Origin of the sequence: Streptomyces torulosus, assembly GCF_001419765.1 — a bacterium.
Lineage (GTDB): Bacteria > Actinomycetota > Actinomycetes > Streptomycetales > Streptomycetaceae > Streptomyces > Streptomyces torulosus.
On record NZ_LIRK01000011.1, the window covers coordinates 1 to 13,227 of the forward strand.

At 68.0% G+C, this 13,227-nt stretch carries 10 protein-coding genes and 1 pseudogene; 3 read left to right on the forward strand and 8 right to left on the reverse strand.

All coding sequences use genetic code 11. The features are described from left to right. The 8 genes from AOK23_RS01215 to AOK23_RS01250 all read right to left on the reverse strand — a co-directional run. Positions 1–429, reverse strand: a 429-nt coding sequence (locus AOK23_RS01215) for an ABC transporter permease (RefSeq protein ID WP_420823679.1), incomplete at its 3' end; no start/stop codon positions are given. Continuing rightward, the gene (locus AOK23_RS01220; RefSeq protein ID WP_055710879.1) at positions 426–1,313 is read right to left on the reverse strand and encodes an ABC transporter permease; all 888 of its coding nucleotides are present in this window, start codon (positions 1,311–1,313) and stop codon (positions 426–428) included. The genes AOK23_RS01215 and AOK23_RS01220, both read right to left, overlap by 4 nt. A 3-nt stretch (positions 1,314–1,316) precedes the next feature. Continuing rightward, positions 1,317–2,456 (reverse strand): ABC transporter ATP-binding protein, encoded by a 1,140-nt coding sequence (locus AOK23_RS01225; protein WP_055710880.1) that lies wholly within the window; start codon positions 2,454–2,456, stop codon positions 1,317–1,319. After that, the gene (locus AOK23_RS01230; protein WP_055710881.1) at positions 2,449–3,561 is read right to left on the reverse strand and encodes an ABC transporter substrate-binding protein; all 1,113 of its coding nucleotides are present in this window, start codon (positions 3,559–3,561) and stop codon (positions 2,449–2,451) included. Before AOK23_RS01230 ends, AOK23_RS01225 begins: the two co-directional genes overlap by 8 nt. A gap of 390 nt (positions 3,562–3,951) precedes the next feature. Further along, complete coding sequence (locus AOK23_RS01235) at positions 3,952–4,632, reverse strand: haloacid dehalogenase type II (protein ID WP_055710882.1); 681 nt, start codon at positions 4,630–4,632, stop codon at positions 3,952–3,954. Positions 4,633–4,756: 124 nt separating this feature from the next. Beyond that, positions 4,757–5,893: an N-methyl-L-tryptophan oxidase gene (solA, locus tag AOK23_RS01240; protein ID WP_079049206.1), complete on the reverse strand. Its 1,137-nt coding sequence runs from the start codon at positions 5,891–5,893 to the stop codon at positions 4,757–4,759. Between the two features lie 114 nt (positions 5,894–6,007). Then, entirely contained in the window at positions 6,008–7,066 is a 1,059-nt protein-coding gene (locus AOK23_RS01245; RefSeq protein WP_055710884.1) for a tartrate dehydrogenase, read from the reverse strand. Positions 7,067–7,139: 73 nt separating this feature from the next. Further along, complete coding sequence (locus AOK23_RS01250) at positions 7,140–8,024, reverse strand: LysR family transcriptional regulator (RefSeq protein WP_055710885.1); 885 nt, start codon at positions 8,022–8,024, stop codon at positions 7,140–7,142. 266 nt (positions 8,025–8,290) lie between these two features. On the opposite strand from AOK23_RS01250, the gene AOK23_RS46455 reads away from it, so the two are divergent. The 3 genes and pseudogenes from AOK23_RS46455 (at position 8,291) to AOK23_RS01270 (ending at position 13,139) form a co-directional block, all read left to right on the forward strand. Next, a protein-coding gene (locus AOK23_RS46455) for an IS5 family transposase (protein WP_240496202.1) occupies positions 8,291–9,105 on the forward strand; the annotation gives its coding sequence in 2 pieces (ribosomal slippage) (positions 8,291–8,639 and positions 8,639–9,105; 816 coding nt in all). An 81-nt stretch (positions 9,106–9,186) separates the two neighbouring features. After that, positions 9,187–9,995, forward strand: a pseudogene (locus AOK23_RS44220) (IS5 family transposase). Between the two features lie 1,092 nt (positions 9,996–11,087). After that, positions 11,088–13,139, forward strand: a complete 2,052-nt coding sequence (locus tag AOK23_RS01270; protein WP_055710888.1) for a family 43 glycosylhydrolase — start codon at positions 11,088–11,090, stop codon at positions 13,137–13,139. The last annotated feature ends 88 nt before the right edge of the window (positions 13,140–13,227 follow it).

Sequence of the window (13,227 nt, forward strand, 5' to 3'; positions counted from 1 at the left end):
GCCGAGCGCGATGGCGATCGGGCTGCCGAGCATCGCGGCCGGCTCGAAGAGGAGGAACAGCCCCAGTGCGGTGACGATCTGCGGGATGAGCAGGGGTCCGAGGACGAGGGCGAAGACCGCTGAGCGCAGGGGGAGTTCGCTGCGGACCAGGGCGGTCGCGGCGGTGACGCCGATGATGAGGGAGAAGACGGTGCTCAGGGCGGCGACCAGGGCGCTCAGGGAGAGCGCGGCGGGCCATTTGCTGCCGTCGGCGAACAGGGCCTTGTACCAGTTCAGCGTCCATGCCTCGGGGGGGAAGGAGGCGAAGGCGTTGTTGCTGAAGGAGGTGACGAGGATGACGACGATCGGCAGGGCCAGGAACAGCAGGATCACGGTGGCGACGGCGGTCAGGGCGATCTTGCCGGTGAGGGTCTTGCGCAGCTCCATCATGATCCGTTCCTCCTTCTGCGGCTGGCGCCCAGGGAGCTGACGACCTTCACCAGGAGCAGTCCGGCCAGGGTGAGGACCAGCAGGATGACGCCCTGTGCGGCGGCCCCGTTCCACTGGTTCTCCTTGGTGACCTGCTGGTTGATGAGGGTGGCGATCATCGTCTGGTTGGGTCCGCCCATCAGGGCCGGGGTGATGTAGTAGCCCAGCGAGAGGATGAAGCTCAGCAGCCCGGCACTGGCCAGACCCGGCGCCACCAGCGGGAGGTAGACCCGGCGGAAGATCGTCACCCGGCCCGCGCCCATACTGGCCGCGGCCGCGAGCAGGCGCCGGTCCACACCCCGCATCACGCCGTACAGCAGCAGCACCGTGTAGGGGAGCATCATCGAGGTGGTACCGATGACCACACCCAGCTCGTTGTAGAGCAGTTGGAACGGCGCGCCCGGTATCGACAGCGCGGTGAGGGTCTCGTTCACCAGGCCCTTGTCGCCGAGCATGATGATCCAGCCGTAGGTGCGCACCAGCGCGGAGACGAAGTGCGGCACGACCACGACCAGCATCGCCAGGCCCGCCAGGATCGGCTTGAGCCGGGTGATCGCCTGGGCCAGGACGAACCCGAACACCAGGCTCAGCACCGCGGTCTCTGCGGAGATCCGCAGCGTGGTGAACAGCACCGACAGGTTCACGCCCGACAGTGCGTCGGCGTACCAGTGCAGGGTGAACGATCCGTCCGCGTCCTTCAGGCTGAGCAGCAGCGTGGAGAAGATCGGGTAGACGAACAGCACCAGCAGGTAGACGACGACCGGCAGGGCGTAGAGGATCCCGACCCTGGTGCGGCGCGAGGCCAGGAGTTTGCGCGGACGGGCGGGGGCGGTGAGGGCGGCCATGGCTCACCCGTCCTGTTCAGCGGCGAAGAGGTTGACGTCGTCGGGGTCGGCGGTGATTCCGACCAGCTCGCCGGCGACGGGGCCGCGGCCGGCCGGGACCTCCAGGCGCAGCAGCGGCGCGTCCTTGTCGTCGATGCGCACGCCCGCGCGGACGAGGGTGCCGACGTAGGTGGCGGTCTCGACCGCGCCGGTACAGAATCCGTCGTCGGCGGCGCAGGCCCGCAGCCGGCCCGGCTGCACGGCGACCTTCACCTGCGTTCCGGTGGCCAGGTCGTGGCGGCGGGCCTTGATCAGGCCGCCACTGTTGTCGAGGCGTACCAGGGTGTGCTCTCCGTCTTGCTGTTCGATGCGGCCGGGCAGGAAGTTGGCCGCGCCGAGGAAGTCCGCCACGAACGGGGTCCTGGGACGCTCGAACAGCTCCCGGGGGGTGTCGAACTGCTCGATCAGGCCGTTGCGCATCACCGCGATGCGGTCCGACATGACCAGCGCCTCTTCCTGATCGTGCGTCACATAGATGACGGTCAGGCCGAGTTCCTGCTGGATGGTCTTGATCTCGACCTGGAGCTGGTCACGCAGCTTCTTGTCCAGCGCGCCCAGCGGCTCGTCCATGAGGATCACCGGCGGGCGGTAGACCAGCGCCCGGCACAGGGCGACACGCTGCTGCTGGCCACCGGACAGCTCGCGCGGCTTGCGCCCGGCGAAGCGGGACAGGCCCGCGATCTCCAGCGTCTCCCCCACCCGGCGGCGGATCTCGTCCTTGCCCACCCCACGCAGCGTGAGCGGGAAAGCGACGTTCTCCTGCACCGTCATGTGCGGGAAGAGCAGGTACTGCTGGAAGACGAAGCCGAGGTTGCGCTTCTGCGGCGCCAGCCGCGTCACGTCCCGGCCGCCGACGGTGATGGTTCCGGAGTCCGGCTCGCAGAAACCGGCGATCATCATCAGGGTGGTGGTCTTGCCCGAGCCCGAGGAGCCGAGGAAGGTGACGAACTCACCCGCCGCGATCTCCATCGACGCCTCGTCCACGGCGACCACGTCACCGTAGGTCTTACGCAGGGCCACCACCGACAGTGCCTTGCCGGTGGCGGTGGCCGGCTTGGCGCCGGCCACCTTCACCGACGGTGTGGCAACACCGAAGTCAGCCACGAGCCCACTCCAACCAGCGCTTGGTGACGGCCGCTTCGTTCTTCAGCCACCAGTCGACGTCCGCGTCGAAACCCTTGTCGTAGTACTTGGGCGCACCGGCGAGTGCGTTGCGCTCGTCCTCGGTGAGCTTGGCGTAGGCCACCGGGGACGACGGGTTCGACGGGAAGGCCTTCGCCAGCGCGGCCTGGCTCTCCGCACGCAAGGCGAAGTCCATCAGCTTGTAGGCGTTGTCCGCGTTGGTCGCCCCCTTGGCGATGGCGTAGCCCGAGAACTGACGCCGCATGCCGTTGAGCTGACGCTCCACCGGGACACCCTGCTTCTGCAGGTCGGCGATCCGGCCGTCCCAGACCGTCGACATCGTCACCTCCTGGCGGCTGAGCAGCACACCGGGCAGCGGGCCGCTGTCCCAGAACTTCTTGATGTCCGGCCGCAGACGGGTCAGCACCTTGAACGCGCGGTCCACGTCCAGCGGGTACAGCTTGTCCATCGGGACGCCGTCGGCCAGCAGCGCGAACTCCAGCTCGGGCAGGTCACCGTCCGGGCTGCACATCGCACGGCCGCCCTTGAACGCCTTGGCGTCGAAGAAGTCCGCCCACGACTCCGGCTTCTTACCGCCGAAGGCGTCGGTGCGGTAGGCGATGCACTGGCCGTAGAAGCTGTGGCCGATGGCATACTCGGTGATCTGGTTCTCGGGGATCTTCGCGCTCTTCACGCTTCCCAGCCGGTCGAGGTCCAGCGCCTCCAGCGCGTCCTGCTTGACGTACTTGGTGTGCGACACCATCGCGTCGTTGATGAGGTCGCACTGCGGGCGGCCCTGCTTGATCTGCGCCAGCAGCGGGGCGTTGTCCAGGTTCAGCACCTTGACGCTGATGCCGGTCTCCTGCGTGAACGGCGTGTAGATCGCCTTCTGCAGCGCAGCCCCGTAGGAACCGCCGCTGTCGCGGACGACCACCGTCTTGGATCCCTTGCCACCGCTACCGCTGCCGCCGGCAGTCCGGCTGGTACCGGTACCGCAGGCGCTGAGGGCGGTCGCGGCGGCGACGCCCGCCGTGACCCCGCCTATGCCTCTCAGGAACAGTCTGCGGTCTATTCGGGTGTCTTTCATCGTGTGCCTCCTGGTGGTGCCGGCCGCGAGAAGGGAAGCGGCTGGGGACGTGGAAAGCGGCAGCTGAAGCTGGGGTCTGGGGGATCCGCCTCGTCGGAATCGACGCCCTGGCCTGTGGGCCGCAGGGTTGGGCGCGTGGCCGTGGCGGGGTCCCACGGGAGGGAGGGCCAGGGCGGCCAGTTCCGCGTCGGGGACGGTGATGCCGTGCATGCCGCAGGCGATCCGCCCGCTGGCCGACAGCGGGGACCGTGTGTTCCCCGCTGTCGGCCGGGTCGAGGATGCGGCGGAGGACGTCGCCCTCGACCCGGTACTGCCAGTTCTACGCGGGCGTCGCCGACATGGACTGCGGGTCCTTCAAGGTGTCGGTGCGGGACGGTTGTGCGTCGCGGGTCAGATGCCGAGCATGGTGTTGAGCTCGTCCAGGGACTTGACGGTCACGTAGTCGTAGCCGTGGGTGACGGGGTCGCTGCCGCGGTCCAGGAGGACGAGATTGCGGAAGCCCATGTCGTGCATCGGCAGCAGGTCGTAGCGGGTGTGCGAGGAGACGTGCACGAAGTCCTCGGGGGACGCGTCGAGCTGGTCGAGCATGTACTCGAACGCGGCGTAGCGGGGCTTGTAGCAGCCGGCCTGCTCCGCGGTGAAGACCGCGTGGAAGTCCGCGCCGAGCCGGGGCACGCTCTCCTCGAGGAAGGAGTTGTCGGCGTTGGAGAGGATCACCAGCTTGTAGTTCTCGCCCATCTTCTTCAGCGGTTCCGGCACATCGGCGCGCGGGCCCCAGCTGCGGACGCCGTCGCCGAGCCGCTTGCCGGCGTCCGGGGCGGCCTTGATGCCCCACTTTCGGCAGACGCCCTCGAAGGCGTCCTGCAGTGTCTGCTCGTAGGGCTTGTACTCGCCGCAGACCGAGTCGTAGCGGTAGCCGCGGAACTCCTTGACGAACTGGTCCCAGTGCTCGGCCGGGATCTGGTCGCCGACGAGCTCACGCGTGATGGGGTTCATCGGCCAGTCGATCAACGTGCCGTAGCAGTCGAACGAGACGTACTTGGGGCGCCACTGGAACGAGGGAATGGGCATGGGAGTGCTCACTTTCTTGCTGCGGGGAACGGGTTACGGGCAACCCGATTTCGGGCATGTCCATGACAGAGATGTCGGAGTGGGGTGCGGGGTGCGGGGTGATGTCGTCGACGCTCGCCCCGGGTCAGGTGGCGCCGACTCCAGCCGGAGCGAGGAAGTCGACGGGGTGTTCCGTGGTGCCGTCGAGCGCCAGGTCGGCGGCGATCTGGCCCATCGCGGGCGAGAGCTTGAAGCCGCTGCCGGAGAAGCCGGCCATGACGATGATGTCGTCCTCACCGGGGAGATGACCGACGAGCGGGTTCCCGGACTTGGTGTAGCCCTCCATGTAGGCCGACATCCTGATGGGGTCGGGGTTCAGGTCGGGCATGAGTTCACCGATGAGCTCGCGGAAGATGCCGAGTTCCTCGGGGCGGACCGTGCGGTCGAGCCGTTCGGGCTCGGGCACGGGCGCATGGTATTTGAAGGAGAGACCGAGCTTGACGGAGATGCCGTCGGGCGACGGAATTCCGAAGCAGTCGTGGGGTGTGGCGCGCACGAAGGGAGGGGCCCCGCCCGCGAACCAGTCGTGGCGGGTGGGCAGGTGCCAGGAGCAGATCACCCGGCGGACGTCGATGGCCTGGGGGAGGTCCGGGAGCAGGGTGTTGATCCAGGGGCCCACGGTCACCACGGCGGCGTCCACGTGGTCCGTGCCCTGGTCGGTGACGATCTGCACCCCGCCGCCCGCCGCGGGGACGACCTCGCGCACCGTGGTGTAGCGGTGCAGCCGGGCGCCCAACTGCTCGGCACGGGCGGCGGCGGCCTGGATGGACGCCTCCGGCCTGATGACGGCGCCCAACCGGTCGAGGACGGCGGTGTGTCCGTCCGGGAGCCGGTGCTGCGGGTAGCGGCGGGCGAGTTCCTCCCGTTCCAGTACCTCGTGATCCAGACCCTGGGCGGCGCTGGTGGAGAGGAGGAGTTGCATGGACGGTGAGGCGGTCTCTCCCATCACGAGGCTGCCGCTGCGGCGTAGCAGCGACCGGCCCGTCTCCGCCTGGAGTTGCTCCCACATCCGGTCCGCGAGCCGCAGCAGCGGAACGTACCCGGGCTCGCCGAGGTGGGCGGCTCGGAAGATGCGGCTCTCGCCGCCGGCGGCGCCGCGGTCGTGCCCCGGTGCGTACCGGTCGTAGCCGATGACCTCGGCTCCGCGGGCGGCCAGCCGCCACATGGCCTGGCTGCCCATGCTGCCGGCACCGATCACGGCGACTCGCTTCGGGATGCTCATGATTCGCTCCTTTCTTCCGGTTTAAGGTCCCGCTGGAATGGCGCTCACTTTCGGCCATGGAATCCTGCAGGTCAACCCATACTTCGCTTCACCCTTGAGGCAGGGGAAGATGGCTCAGAGGAGCTCGATCAGCTTGTCGGTGAACTCGGCGGTGGTCGCGGTTCCGCCCAGGTCACGGGTGCGGGTATCGGTCTTGGCCAGGACCGCGGCGATGGCGTCCGTGATGTCCTTGGCCGCGGCGGGATGGCCGAGGTGGTCGAGCATCATGGCCGCGGACCAGATCGCGCCCAGCGGGTTGGCGATGCCCTTCCCCGCGATGTCGGGCGCGGAGCCGTGCACCGGCTCGAACATCGAGGGGAAGTCCCGCTCGGGGTTGAGGTTGGCCGCCGGGGCGATGCCGATGGATCCTGCGACGGCGGCCGCGAGGTCGCTGAGGATGTCGCCGAAGAGGTTGGAGGCGACGACGACGTCGAAGCGGGCCGGCTCCAGGACGAACTTGGCCGCGAGCGCGTCGATGTGCTCCTGGTCCCAGGCGACCTGCGGGAACGAGGCGGCCCGCTCGGTGACGAGCTGGTCCCAGAAGGGCATGGTGTGGATGATGCCGTTCGACTTGGTCGCGGAGGTCAGACGGCCGCCGCGACGGGAGGCGAGCGTGAAGGCGTAGTCCAGCAGGCGGGTGACGCCGGCCCGGGTGAACACGGCCTCCTGCACGGCGAACTCGTCCGGGAAGCCGCTGTTGAGCCGGCCGCCGACCTCGCTGTACTCGCCTTCCGTGTTCTCGCGCACGACGACGACATCGACCTCGCCCGGCCGTGCGCCGCGCACCGGACTGTCGACGCCTTCGAAGACGCGGATGGGCCGGAGGTTGACGTACTGGCGGAAGCTGCGCCGGATCGGGATCAGCAGCCCCCACAGCGAGACATGGTCGGGCACCCCCGGGTATCCCACCGCGCCCAGCAGGATCGCGTCCGCCTCGCGCAGCTGGTCGATCCCGTCGGCGGGCATCATGGCGCCCTCCCGCAGGTACCGCTCGCACGACCAGTCGTACGACGTGTAGGACAGGCTGAAGCCGTGGCGGCGGCCGAGAACATCGAGCACCTGCTGTGCCGGGGGCAGTACCTCGGCGCCGATGCCGTCGCCCGGGATCAGGGCGATCCGGTGGTTCGTCGTCATGGCGTCGATTGCAGCAGGGCGGTTGGTGGGGCGTCCAAGACGCAAAGCGGATCTGTCTTATAAGCGGGGCCTATCAGCTGTCGGCGGCCGAGGTCGCGGCCGTGACGAACGCGGCGGCTGCGGGCGACAGGAGGCCGCGGCGGGCGACGAGGGCGATGTCCAAGGTGTTCTCCGGCTCGATGTCCAGGACGCGGGCGCCCAGCCGCCCGGCGAGGTCCCGCCAGGAATCCGTGACCACCGCCAGCCCCACCCCGGCCAGCACCAGAGGCATCAGCGACACCCGGTGCTCGGTCTCGACGGCGACAGCGAAGTCGATGCCCTGGTCCCGCAACGCGTCGACATAGGCACGCATCCCGGTACCCGACTGCCCGACGATCAGACGCTGTCCCGCAAGCTCCCGGCTCTCCACCGCCCTCCGGCCGGCGAACGGGCCGTCGGCCGGCACCACCAGCACAAAACGCTGCCGCCCCAGCGCATGGGAGACGACCTCCTTGTCGGAAACAGGACCGGCGGACGCAAGGAGCCCCAGCTCCACGACGCCCGTGCGCACCATGTCGATCACATCGCGCGACGTGAACGCGGCATTGATCGCCACGGAAACGCCGGGATAACGGCGGCTGAAGGCACTGACCATGCTCGTCAGCGGCTCCACCGCCTGCGACGGCATCGCCGCCACATCCAGGCGCCCCTCACGCAGCTCATGCACCGCCGCCACACTCGCCCGCGCCGTCTCCAGACTCCGCACAGCCTCCCGTGCAGGATCGATCAGAGCCCTTCCCGCCTCCGTCAGCACGGCCCTGCGCCCGATGCGATGAAACAGCTCCGAGCCCAGATCACGCTCCAGCGCTCGCACGGCCTGGGACAGCGACGGCTGGGACACATACAGAGCCGACGCCGCACGGTTGAAGCCCCCACGATCAACAATCGCAAGGAAGTACTCCAGCTGCCGAATGTCCATACGCGCCCTCTGCCCCGGAAAGAAATCAACCGACGACTCGATCGGTCCCGACCATGGTGGCGTGAAGGATCGCCTCGACGAAGTACGGACCACCGACGCACTGGCCGTAATCCTCACGAAGTGCGGTCACAGCCACCTGAGGCACTCAATGACCGGCTGCGGCACTCGGTCACCCGTCTCCCGGCCTGATGTTCGAACAGGCACTGGGCTTCTCGCATGTGCCGTCACCGATTGTCCTACATGGTCAGTTGGTCGTTGGTTCGGTTATGGGGAGTGGGCGGTGGGGATGGATCGTGCCGGATGGCTTATGGGAGATCGCCGAGCCATTGTTGCCGCCGGCGCGGGTGCGTCCGCAGGGCGGCGGAGTCGCGAACATCGATGACGAGGCCGTGTTCGCCGCGATCATCTATGTGCTGGTCAGTGGCTGTTCCTGGCGGGCGTTGCCGCCGTGCTTCAGGGCGTCCAAGTCGACCGTGCACCGCCGGTTTCTTATCTGGTCCCGGGCCGGTGTGTGGGGACGACTGCACCAGAAGGTGCTCGAGCTCCTGGACGGCCAGAACCTCGTCGACCTGTCGCGCGCTGTCCTCGACTCCGCTCACGTCCGCGCTAAAAAAGGGGCGAACTTGCAGGTCCGTCGCCCGTGGACCGGGGTAAGCCCGGTTCCAAGATGCACGTCCTGTCCGATGCGAACGGACTGCCTCTACGCGTCGGCCTCTCCGCGGCCAACACTCACGACAGCCTCGCCCTGAAGCCGATGCTGTCCCATTTCCACATGGGACACGAATCCCACGCGACCGATTCCAAGCCTGTGCGGCTTCACGCGGACAAGGCGTACGACCTCCCTCACCTGCGGCGATGGCTTTGGGGCAAGCGCATCGGTGTCCGCATCGCCCGCAAAGGCATCGACTCCAGCGAGCGGCTCGGCCGACGCAGGTGGGTCATCGAACGCACCATGTCCTGGCTGACCGGATACCGGCGCCTCAACCACCGCTACGAACGGCGCCCCCGCAACTACCTGGCCTTTCTCGGACTGGCAGCTGCACTCTGCTGCTACAAACGGCTCCTCAAACTGACCATGTAGGACACGGTCTTACTGATCGTTTCACAATGAGTTTGGCTCACTGGCTTGGCAGTTGGGCAGGTGGGCGGCAGAGTTCTGCGAGTGTCGGATGATCTTGTGCCTGGTGATCTGTGGGATCGTGTCGCTCCGCTGCTCCCACCTCGCCCGCCGCGGCGTCGGCGGTATCCGGGCCGGCTGCCGGCGGATGACCGTGCGGCTCTGCGCGGGATCGTCTACGTTCTGCGCACGGGTGTGACCTGGGCGGACGTACCGACCGAGACGGTCGGCTGCAGCGGGGTGACGTGCTGGCGGCGCCTGCGGGACTGGACCGAGGCCGGCGTCTGGCCCCGCCTGCACGAGATCCTCCTCGCGGAACTCCGCAAGGCCGGACTGTTGGACATGGAGGACGCCGCGGTCGACGGCTCGCACGTCCGGGCCCTGAAAGGGGGGCTCACACCGGACCTTCGCCGGTCGACCGCGGCCGCCGGGGCAGCAAGCACCATCTGATCACCGACCGGCACGGAACACCCCTCGCGGTGTCGTTGACCAGCGGAAACCGTCACGACGTCACTCAGCTCATGCCCCTGCTGGACGCGATACCCCGCATCCGCGGCCTGGTGGGCAGGCCGCGTCACCGACCACGGCGGCTGTTCGCCGACCGCGGCTACGACTACGACAAGTACCGGCGGCTCCTCCGCGCTCGCGGCATCACGCCGAAGATCGCCCGCAAGGGCACCGCCCACGGATCCGGCCTCGGCAGGACCAGGTGGGTCGTCGAGCGCACCTTCGCCTGCTCCACCAGTTCAAACGCCTGCGGATCCGCTACGAGATACGAGCCGACCTCCACCTCGGACTGCTCCAACTCGCCTGCAAGCATCATCTGCTTGAGACGACTCCGAACCTCATTCTGAAATGATCAGTTAGTACTCCAGCCGGATGAGGAGCGAAAGGTCAACCTCGGCGGAGCTGCCAAGGCGTGAACCGATGACGGGTGCACAACACGGGCAATCCTCCCACTCGTTCGAAAACTCGAACATCGTACGCAACTTCGGCCAGAAGGTAGACTCACCGCCAAGAGCACGTCAAGAGAACCGGCCAGTTCGGTCAGATCGTCTCCGGTACACAGGGCATCACACTCCGGCATGGGACGGAGCCGACCCTGTCGCCGAGCGGCAGCAACCGAATCGCCGTACTCGGGAGGCCGTTGGTTGGGCAGGGTGCTCAGGGGCAGTGCGTTCGACGCACCTCCACGTTTGTGGGCTACTCTCCGGTTCCGCATCTGAATGGCGTTGCCGATGCCCGTGCACAGCTGAACCGGTCGGCGAGCCGTCGGCCGCCCTCCAGTCGTTGTCGTCGATGACCCGACCTGGCAAGCCGAAGGATTGCCAGGTCGGTGAAGTCGGCCTGCGGGTCCACGCCTTGGGCGTCCTGCTCCAGGGGGTTTCACGGCAAGCCGGGCCCCCTGCGTCATCGGTCACAGGGTGTGTCGCACGGTGACGGCGAACACGCCGGGACCGGAACCGACCCCGCCGCCGCAGTCCGGGCGCCCCTCAAGGTTCCGCGCCACGGTTGCGGACAGTCCGACGCGCCCCGCGGGGCAAGGCAGGCGATCTCCGTGGCGTGCTTCCTGTTATGAGCGACGCGCCCGCGCGTCTCCCGTACGTCGGCAACCCGGTCGGCCGAACCTCTTGAACCGCCTCGGCAGAGACAGTCACGCCGTTCACCAGGTGATACTTCCATGATCGGGAGTTACACCGAAGACCGTACGGATCCGCCCCTCGCCGGCAGGCGCCAACAGACAGGGTTGGAACCGAGCACCTCCTCCTATGGGCAGGCACTCCTCTGATGGCGGTGTACACGAACACCGCACCCTGCGGCACTGACTTCCATCCGATGTTTCTAATCGACATCTATGCGTAACACAGGAACCGGGTTATGGTTCGCGTCGAAAAGCGCCAATACATCGGATGGCTGGCAGAGTTTTCTTATGTGAGGGCAGGTTCGTGGACATCACCAGACGACAACTCGGCCGGCTCGCCGCGGTCGGCACCGGCGCGTTCCTACTCCCGGGCCTGCTGCCACCGGGCACGGCGGCGGCAGCCGCGCTCTCGGCCGGGGAGTGGGGGGATCAGGGGGATGGCACGTATGTCAACGCCGTCCTTCCGGGCGACTTCAGTGACTGGGACTGCATACGGGTCGGCTCCGACTACTACGGCATCACCAGCACGATGCAGTTCTCCCCCGGCATGGCCGTCCTGCACTCGAAGGACCTGGTCAACTGGCGGACCATCAGCGGCGCGGTCGACGATCTCACCCGCATCGGGCCGGCACTCAACTGGGACCGCATGAGCCGCTACGGCCGCGGCGTGTGGGCCGGGGCCATCCGCTACCACGCGGGCCGCTACTGGGTGTACTTCAATGCGCCCGACGAGGGCTTCTTCATGACCTCCGCCGCGTCGCCGGCCGGGCCATGGGAGCCGTTGACGGCGCTGTGGCGGACCTCCGGCTGGGACGACCCGTGCCCCTTCTGGGACGACGACGGCCAGGGCTATCTCGTCGCCACGCACTTCTCCGACTCCTACAAGATCCACTTGTTCAAGCTGTCGGATGACGGCAAGTCGTTGGTCGGCACGTCCACGGTCATCCACCAGTCGCCGCGCAGCGAGGCCAGCAAGCTGTACAAGATCAACGGTGTCTACTACCACCTGTTCAGCGAGGTGAAGACCGAGGGCCGGGTGCTCATGATGAACCGCGGCTCCAGCCCCTACGGCCCGTTCGAGACCCGGCAGCTGCTGCACGTCAACACCCCGGTCGACCGTGATCCCAACCAGGGCGGCCTGCTGCAGACTCCGGACGGCACGTGGTACTTCGTGACCCATCACGGCCACGGCGACTGGGAGGGTCGTCCGCTGTCCCTGCTGCCGGTGACCTGGGTGGACGGCTGGCCGATCATCGGTGAGGTGGGCTCGGACGGCATCGGCACCATGGTGTGGACCGGCCAGGTGCCCGCCGGCGGCACGCCCGGTCTGCCGCTCGACGCACTGCCGCCCGTGGTGACCAGCGACCGGTTCACCGACACCCGCCTCAAGCCGCAGTGGGAGTGGCACTACCAGCCGCGCGCGGGCTACTGGTCATTGACCGAACGCCCCGGCTACCTGCGATTGAAGGCGTTCGCCCCGCTGGTGGCCGACAACCTGACCAAGGCGGGCAACACCCTCACCCAGCGGGTGCTGCGCACCGCGGGCGGCGCGACGGTGACCGTCCGCCTCGAACTGGCCGGCCTCGCCGACGGCCAGCACGCCGGGCTCTGTCACTTCGCGGCCACCTACGCGGGGCTGGGCGTCCGGCGCTCCGGGACCACCACCACGATCGCGCACAACGCCGGCGGCACCGTGACCGACGGTCCGGCGGTCACGCAGGACACGGTGTGGCTGCGCACCACCTGGGACGTCAACGGGGTCAGCCGGTTCTCCTACAGCCTCGACGGCAGCGCGTTCACCTCGTTCGGCGGCACCTACCAGCTCACCTGGGGCGGCTACCGCGGCGACCGGATCGGCCTGTACACCTACAACCCGAACGGCACCGGCTACGTCGACGTGGACTCGGTGCAGTACACCATCGCGCCCAGCCAGGCCTACAAGTGCGTCAGCGTGCGCAGTGGCAAGGTCGCCAACGTCTCCGGTGCCTCGACCGCGGACGGCGCCGCCGTGATCCAGTGGACCGACAACGGCGCATCGAACCAGCAGTGGGCCTTCCAGTCCACCGGCGACGGCTACCACACCATCATGTGCGTCCACAGCGGCAAGGTGCTCGACGTGGCGGGGTCCTCGACGGCGGACGGCGCACGGGTCGTACAGGCGACCGCCGACGGCCGGACGAGCCAGCAGTGGCAGCTGCGCCCGCTGACCGGTGGTGCGTTCACCGTGGTCAACCGCAACAGCGGCAAGGTCCTCGACGTCAACTCGGGCAGTACGGCCGATGGTGCCGCGCTGATCCAGTACACCGACAGGGGCAGCACCAACCAGCAGTGGACCTTTCGCCGCGTCACCCCCTAGCGAACCCCTACCGCTCGACACCGTCGCAACGGGCGTGACGGACGGCATCAGTGGCATCAGTACCCCACCCCCAGACAATCGCCCGGGA

Excerpts from the sequence above, each read along its gene's own strand:
- AOK23_RS01230 (WP_055710881.1), bottom strand. The coding sequence starts at position 3,561 with ATGAAAGACACCCGAATAGACCGCAGACTGTTCCTGAGAGGCATAGGC.
- AOK23_RS01250 (WP_055710885.1), bottom strand. The coding sequence starts at position 8,024 with ATGGACATTCGGCAGCTGGAGTACTTCCTTGCGATTGTTGATCGTGGG.
- AOK23_RS01245 (WP_055710884.1), bottom strand. The coding sequence starts at position 7,066 with ATGACGACGAACCACCGGATCGCCCTGATCCCGGGCGACGGCATCGGC.
- solA (WP_079049206.1), bottom strand. The coding sequence starts at position 5,893 with ATGAGCATCCCGAAGCGAGTCGCCGTGATCGGTGCCGGCAGCATGGGC.
- AOK23_RS01235 (WP_055710882.1), bottom strand. The coding sequence starts at position 4,632 with ATGCCCATTCCCTCGTTCCAGTGGCGCCCCAAGTACGTCTCGTTCGAC.
- AOK23_RS01220 (WP_055710879.1), bottom strand. The coding sequence starts at position 1,313 with ATGGCCGCCCTCACCGCCCCCGCCCGTCCGCGCAAACTCCTGGCCTCG.